General features: G+C 69.2%; 6 protein-coding genes. 2 read left to right on the plus strand and 4 right to left on the minus strand.

Features of this window, described 5'->3' with window-relative positions:
• On the minus strand, positions 1 to 573 hold a 573-nt coding region (locus tag G3O00_RS38560; protein ID WP_206146142.1), incomplete at its 3' end, for a glycosyltransferase family 2 protein.
• Positions 574 to 795: 222 nt separating this feature from the next.
• On the opposite strand from G3O00_RS38560, the gene msbA reads away from it, so the two are divergent.
• Positions 796 to 2,547: a lipid A export permease/ATP-binding protein MsbA gene (gene msbA / locus G3O00_RS38565; protein ID WP_241025530.1), complete on the plus strand. Its 1,752-nt coding sequence runs from the start codon at positions 796 to 798 to the stop codon at positions 2,545 to 2,547.
• A gap of 106 nt (positions 2,548 to 2,653) precedes the next feature.
• A complete protein-coding gene (locus G3O00_RS38570) occupies positions 2,654 to 3,034 on the plus strand; it encodes an RcnB family protein (RefSeq protein ID WP_011352768.1) in 381 nt (126 codons plus the stop codon).
• Between the two features lie 64 nt (positions 3,035 to 3,098).
• Here the strand turns inward: G3O00_RS38570 and G3O00_RS38575 are convergent, their stop codons facing one another.
• The 3 genes from G3O00_RS38575 to G3O00_RS38585 are packed head-to-tail and all read right to left on the minus strand — an operon-like array spanning position 3,099 to position 5,931.
• Positions 3,099 to 3,665 (minus strand): FUSC family protein, encoded by a 567-nt coding sequence (locus G3O00_RS38575; RefSeq protein WP_041493115.1) that lies wholly within the window; start codon positions 3,663 to 3,665, stop codon positions 3,099 to 3,101.
• Between the two features lie 41 nt (positions 3,666 to 3,706).
• Positions 3,707 to 4,966, minus strand: coding sequence for an MFS transporter (locus G3O00_RS38580; RefSeq protein WP_011352766.1), 1,260 nt, complete (start codon positions 4,964 to 4,966; stop codon positions 3,707 to 3,709).
• A complete protein-coding gene (locus G3O00_RS38585; protein ID WP_041492913.1) occupies positions 4,963 to 5,931 on the minus strand; it encodes a PRC-barrel domain-containing protein in 969 nt (322 codons plus the stop codon). The genes G3O00_RS38580 and G3O00_RS38585 overlap by 4 nt, the downstream gene beginning before the upstream one ends.
• Between the last annotated feature and the right edge of the window lie 389 nt (positions 5,932 to 6,320).

Raw genomic sequence — 6,320 nt, forward strand, 5'->3', positions numbered from 1 at the left:
TCGGCGCTGGCGCGCGCCGGCCGTCGAATACGCGTCGAGCTTGCGCACCACGGTCTCGAAATCCTCGTACGAGTAGTGCATCAGCTTGCCGGACAGGCGCTGCGCGGCGCCCTCGAACACGAGGCGCTCGTGCACGAGATCGTCCGAGAAGCGCGCGGCGCCGCGCCGGAACAGGCGCGGGATCCAGTCCGGATACCAGCCGCTGTGATGGATCCACTGGCCGCAGAAGCTCGACAGCCGGTCGACCGCATAGACCTGCGCGGCCGGCGCGCGGATCGTGTCGCGGATCGACTGCGCGAGTTCCGGGGTGACGACTTCATCGGTATCGAGGGACAGGACCCAGTCGGTGTCGAGCGCGTCGAGCGCGCGGTTCTTCTGCGGGCCGAAGCCCGGCCAGTCGCGCTCGACGATCACGCGCGCGCCGTGCGCCTGCGCGATCGCGACGGTATCGTCGGTGCTGCCGCCGTCGATGACGACGACGTCGTCGGCGAACGACAGCGCGGCAAGGCACTGCGCAAGCCGCGCGGACGCGTTGAGGGCGATGAGGGCGACGCCGAGGGAGGGTTCAGCCATGAAATCGTCGGAAGGCGGAGAAAACGGTGAGCGGCAGTATACCCGCGGCCCGGCCGCCGCCCGTATCGGCCATGACCGTGCCGGCCGGGGCGGTGCGGCTATAATGTTGAGCCCTTTTCGGCACCCGCCCGACAGGGCGACATCCCGGGCGGCCACGTCCGGGTGCCGCTTCGCGGCTCAAGAAGGATTGCCTTGGAAACCCAGAACACTCTTCGCAAACCGATGGACGGTACGGGCACCTCGCCCGTGACGGTCCTCAAGCGCCTGTGGCCGTACATCCGGCCGCTGATCGGCATCGTGGTGCTCGCCGTGATGACGATGGGCGTCGTCGCGGCCACCGAGGCCGGGATCCCGGCGCTGCTCAAGCCGCTGCTCGACCACGGCTTCGGCTCGCATGGCAGCGACAGCGCGAAATGGTACGTGCCGATGGCCGTGATCGGGCTCGCGCTCGTGCGCGGCGTGTCGCAGTACGCGTCGAATTACCTGCTCAACTACGTGTCGAACCGCATCCTGCTGCAACTGCGGCTCGAGATGTTCCAGCGGATGCTGCACACGAGCGCGTCGTTCTTCCAGCGCGAGACGGCGAGCACGGTGATCAACGCGATCGTGTTCGAGGTCAACCAGATCCTGTCGGTGCTGACCGGCGTGATGGTCACGCTCGTGCGCGATTCGCTGACGGTGATCTTCCTGCTCGGCTACCTGTTCTACCTGAACTGGCGGCTCACGCTGATCGTCGCGGTGATCCTGCCGGGCATCGGCTGGCTCGTCAGCAAGATCAACCGCCGCCTGCGCCGCCTGAACCGCGAGCACCAGACGCTGACCAACGAGCTGTCGTACATCGTCGAGGAGACGGTCGGCGGCTACAAGGTCGTCAAGGTGCACAACGGCGAAGCGTACGAGATGGACCGCTTCACGCAGATGAGCAAGCGCCTGCGCGGCTACGCGATGCGCATGACGATCTCCGGCGGCCTCGCGCAGCCGCTCACGCAGTTCCTCGCGTCGATCGCGCTCGCGGTCGTGATCACGATCGCGGTCGTGCAGTCGTCGAACGACCAGACGACGGTCGGCGGCTTCGTCGCGTTTGTCACGTCGATGCTGCTGGTGATCTCGCCGCTCAAGCACCTGATCGACGTCAACCAGCCGCTGCAGCGCGGGATGACGGCCGCCGAGCTGATCTTCGGGCTGATCGACGAACCGGCCGAGCCGCAGGGCGGCGGCCGGCCGCTGGCACAGTCGCGCGGCGACATCGAGTTCCGCAACGTGTCGTTCGACTACGGCGCGGCCGAGCGGCCGACGCTCGACCGCATCTCGTTCAAGGTCGCGCCCGGTGAAATGATTGCGCTCGCGGGCCCGTCCGGCAGCGGCAAGACGACGCTCGTGAACCTGCTGCCGCGCTTCTTCGACCCGACCGACGGTGCAATCCTGGTCGACGGCGTGCCGGTTGCCGACTACGACCTCCACGCATTGCGCAGCCAGATGGCGATGGTCAGCCAGGACGTCGTGCTGTTCAACGACACGATCGCCGCGAACGTCGCGTACGGGCAGACGCCCGACCGCGCGCGCGTGCAGGCCGCGCTCGAGGCCGCGAACCTTGCCGATGCGGTCGCCGCGATGCCCGACGGGCTCGACACGCTCGTCGGCGGCAACGGGATGCGGCTGTCCGGCGGCCAGCGCCAGCGGCTCGCGATCGCGCGTGCGATCTACAAGGACGCGCCGATCCTGATCCTCGACGAAGCGACGTCGGCGCTCGACTCGGAATCGGAGCGCCACGTGCAGGCCGCGCTCGAACGGCTGATGGAAGGCCGCACGACGCTCGTGATCGCGCACCGGCTGTCGACGATCGAGCGCGCGGACCGCATCCTCGTGCTCGAGGCCGGCAAGATCGTCGAAGAGGGCAGCCACGACGAATTGCTGCGCCACGGCGGCCTTTACGCGCACCTGCACCGGATCCAGTACCAGCAGCAGGCGGCGTAACGCACGGTCATGTGCGCGGTCATGCGACCCCGCGAAACCATGTGCTAGTCTTCATCGGGTAGTCCGAGTGGTTTCGTTCGACGTGACAACACGGAGGGAAGGCACGATGAAGAAGATGCACGGGATGATGCTGGCCGCGGTGATCGCGGCGGGTTTCGCCGCGCCGGCCGCGATGGCGCAGGACCACGACAACCGCAACGACCAGGGCGACCATGGCATGCAGCACGGCCATGGCCCGAAACGCATGCCGCCGGGCCAGATGCGCCACGAGGAAGACGTGCCGCCGCGCTGGGCCGACCAGCCGCGCCGCGAGTGGCACAAGGGCGACCGGCTGCCCCCCGAGTTCCGCGATCGTCAGTACGTGATCGACGACTGGCGCGGCTATCACCTGAGCCCGCCGCCGCGCGGCTATCAATGGGTCGGCGTCGGCGGGGATCACCTGCTGGTGCAGATCGGTTCCGGCATCGTGCTGCGGATCGGCGACTGACCTGGCCGACGGCCCGGCACGGATCGCGATGCCGCGATGCGCGCCGGGCAGCCGGTTCACCGCGTCACTTTGCCGCTGCGTGGCGGAACCAGCGGCGCTCGATTTTCGACATCACCCAGCACACGCCCAGCGCACACACGGTGCCGAGCGTGACCTCGCCGAGCCGCATCAGCGGAATGTCCCACAGCGGGCCATCGCCCGGAAACAGCAGCACGATCGTCGCGGTCACGCCGCCGAGCCGTGCCGCGCTGCCGACATTCAGGCACCAGCAGCAGACGATCACGACCGCGACGGTAATCGCATACGCGACGAGGCGGTCGCCGCCGAGCGCCGCGCCGGCGAAGCCGAGCACGCCGCCGACCATCGCGCCGACGAACTGGTCGCGCGACAGCGACATCGTGTCCGAGTAGTTGTGCTGCGTGACGGCGATCGCGGTGATCGCCGCCCACACGGCCTGCTCGGTGTGCAGCGCGCGGCTGATCACGTACGCGAGGCATGCGCCGCATACGGCCTGCAGCGCCATCAGCCCGCCTTGCGCGAGCCGTTCGCTGAATGACAGCCCCTTGAACAGATCGAAGATCGACTGCTGGATCTGCTGGCGGGCTTCGTTGAGTGTCCTGATCGTATCCATCATGCGTTGGCCAAGAAGCGGGTAACGGCGGCGCGCCGGTGTCAGCGCGCCTGTTCGGGCGATGCGGCGGCCGGTTCGTCGGCGGCCGAGTCGCCGTTCTCGACGCGCGTTTCGGGCATCACGAGCCAAACCAGCAGCACCGCGAGCGCACCGGCGCCCGCGAGCCCGAAGAAGCTCACGGCGTTGCCGAAGTGATCGGCGACGTAGCCGGCCGCGGCGGTGCTGAGCGTCGCGCCGATCCCGGCCGCGAGCCCGAACAGCCCGATGCACAGGTTGTAGCGGCCCTTGCCGCCCGCGACGTCGGCGGCGATCAGCGGCAGCATCACGCCGAACACGGCCGCGCTGATGCCGTCGAGCATCTGCACCGGCACCAGCAGGTACGGGCTGCTCACGCCGGCGAACAGCAGCGCGCGCACCGGCAGCGCCGAGAACCCGAGCAGCAGGATCGGCCGGCGCCCCCAGCGTTGCGCGGAGCGGCCGACCCACGGCGACAGCATCGCGACGATCGCCTGCGGTACGATGATGCACGCGGCGATCACGAGCTGCACGTTCTCGCCCATCCCGGCCGTGACTTCGCCGGCCGCGAGGTTCAGCATCGCCGCGTTCGACAGGTGGAACAGCACGACGCATGCCGCGAAGATCAGCATCCGGCGGTCGCGCAGCAGCTCGAGCAGCGTTTCGCGTTCGCCGGCTTCGTCGTGGTCGTCAGGCTTCGACGACTGCGGGATCACCTCGTGGGTCGGCTGGATCATCGCGAGTGCGAACAGCGCGGGCAGCGCGAGCACGGCGGTCAGCCAGAACACCGCGCGTGCGGAGAAGTATTCGCCGGTGAGCCCCATCAGGCCCGCCGCGACGGCGCTGCCGATTGACGCCCAGCGCGCGTTGCGGCCGAGCCGGTCGCCGAGGTCGGCGCGGCCGACGAGCGAGAACGAGATCGCGGCCATCGCCGGCACGAGCATGCAGCTCGCGAAGCCGTGGAACACCTCGGCGGCGATCACCGGCACGATCGTCGGGCTCGACGCGAGCAGCACCGCGGACAGGATGATGGCCACGATCGCCCACGCGGCCGCGCCTTTCTTGTTCTTCAGCGCATCGACGGCCGCGCCGCCTGGCACCTGGCTGACCATCGCGCTGATCGTGCCGATCGACAGCACCATGCCGATCTCGCCCTGCGTCCACTTGTGCGACGCGAGGTAGGACGCGATGAACGGACCGAACCCTGTTTGAACGTTTGCAACGAAGAAGTTGAGCCAGTCGAGGGACCGGAGACTGCGTACGCTGACGGAATGCTTGATCGTCATCGGGTCGCACTCGCAGACGAAGCCGGCACCGGTGCCGGGGCAACGGGCGGGAAGACCGCGACGATCGGCTTGTCGGCCGCGTAGGGCGGCGATGCCTTGATCTGTGCGTCGTTCAGGTCGAGCTGCGGGTGCAGCGCCTTGTCGCGCGTGACGAAGCGCAGTGCGCCCCAGCTCGCGGCGATCGAACGGCGGTCGGTATTGACGAGGCCGCCGAGGTCGAGCACGACCGCCTGCGGCTGCGACGCGCGGTCGATCAGCACGTCGACGATGCGGCCGATTTTCGTGCCGTTCGGGCGCTCGACGTCGCTGTCGAGCATCGGCAGTCGCGTCGCGGGCGAGGCCGCGGCCGAACCGGACAGCGGCACGGCCTTGGGCCGTGCGGCAGGCGGCAGGTCGCCCGACGGCACGTCGAGCACGATCGGCTCCTGTTTGCCGCCCGGCGTGAAGCGGAACACGTTCCACGGGAAGATGACCTTGCGGTCGCCGACGCCCATGAAGCCCTGCAGGTTGACGATCATCTCGCGCGGCTTGCCGCTCGCGTCGGTCACCATGTCGACCGCGCGGCCGATCACCTTGCCGTTGCGGCGCGCGACTTCGCTGTCGAGCAGCGCGTGGATCTGGGTGCGGTCGAGCGGGCGCGTCGCGACGATCGGCGGCGGCGGAGGCGGCGGCGGTGTCGGCGATTCGGGGCGCTGCACGGGCTTCGGCCGCGCGACTTCGCGGTGCGGCTTCTTCGGCGCTTCCGGTTCCCCCGGGTGCGTCGGCGCGGGCACGGGCGGCATCGTCAGCGGTTCGCCGGCGGTTTCCTCGATGGGCTCGACGAGCGCCTCGCTGATCGGCGCGGGCGGGTTCTGGACCGGCAGCAGCCCGCAGCCGGACAGCAGCGCGGCGGCGGCGAGAATCAGGAATACCGTCGAGGACGGCAACGACTTGCGGGATGCGGGAAACGGAAGTCCGCCGCTCATTGACACTCACTCCATGGGTCGGGGGCGGCCCGAGGGCACGCGGCTGGCGATGGATGGCGGGTGCGGGCGGCGCACCACGCGAGGTGAGATTTTAACGTGTCTTGCTTTCAGGTCCGATTTCGATGGCTTGCTGGAGGCGGACTGTCGGGAAAAGGAAGGGATCGCGGGGTGGGGGAAGCGGCTGGATGCCGGCTTCGGCTTCAGTTGAGGCCAAGGCCAAGGCCAAGGCCAAGGCGCCCGATCGTCTGCGACGATGCGGGCGCCGTGCCGGCCGGCCGCTTACTTGACCAGCGCGCCGAGCGTCGTCGTCACGGGGGCGAGCACGCCGCCGCCCGTCTTCGAGAGCGCGCCGGTGCCGCTGCCGCCCGTCAGCCCTGCGACGGGCGAGC

Source organism: Burkholderia sp. Ac-20384 (assembly GCF_017104605.1).
Taxonomy (GTDB): Bacteria; Pseudomonadota; Gammaproteobacteria; order Burkholderiales; family Burkholderiaceae; genus Burkholderia; species Burkholderia lata.

What these genes read in the sequence shown, in the direction of transcription:
- msbA (WP_241025530.1), top strand. Translation starts at nt 796, where the DNA reads ATGGACGGTACGGGCACCTCGCCCGTGACGGTCCTCAAGCGCCTGTGG.
- G3O00_RS38570 (WP_011352768.1), top strand. Translation starts at nt 2,654, where the DNA reads ATGAAGAAGATGCACGGGATGATGCTGGCCGCGGTGATCGCGGCGGGT.
- G3O00_RS38575 (WP_041493115.1), bottom strand. Translation starts at nt 3,665, where the DNA reads ATGGATACGATCAGGACACTCAACGAAGCCCGCCAGCAGATCCAGCAG.
- G3O00_RS38580 (WP_011352766.1), bottom strand. Translation starts at nt 4,966, where the DNA reads ATGACGATCAAGCATTCCGTCAGCGTACGCAGTCTCCGGTCCCTCGAC.
- G3O00_RS38585 (WP_041492913.1), bottom strand. Translation starts at nt 5,931, where the DNA reads ATGAGCGGCGGACTTCCGTTTCCCGCATCCCGCAAGTCGTTGCCGTCC.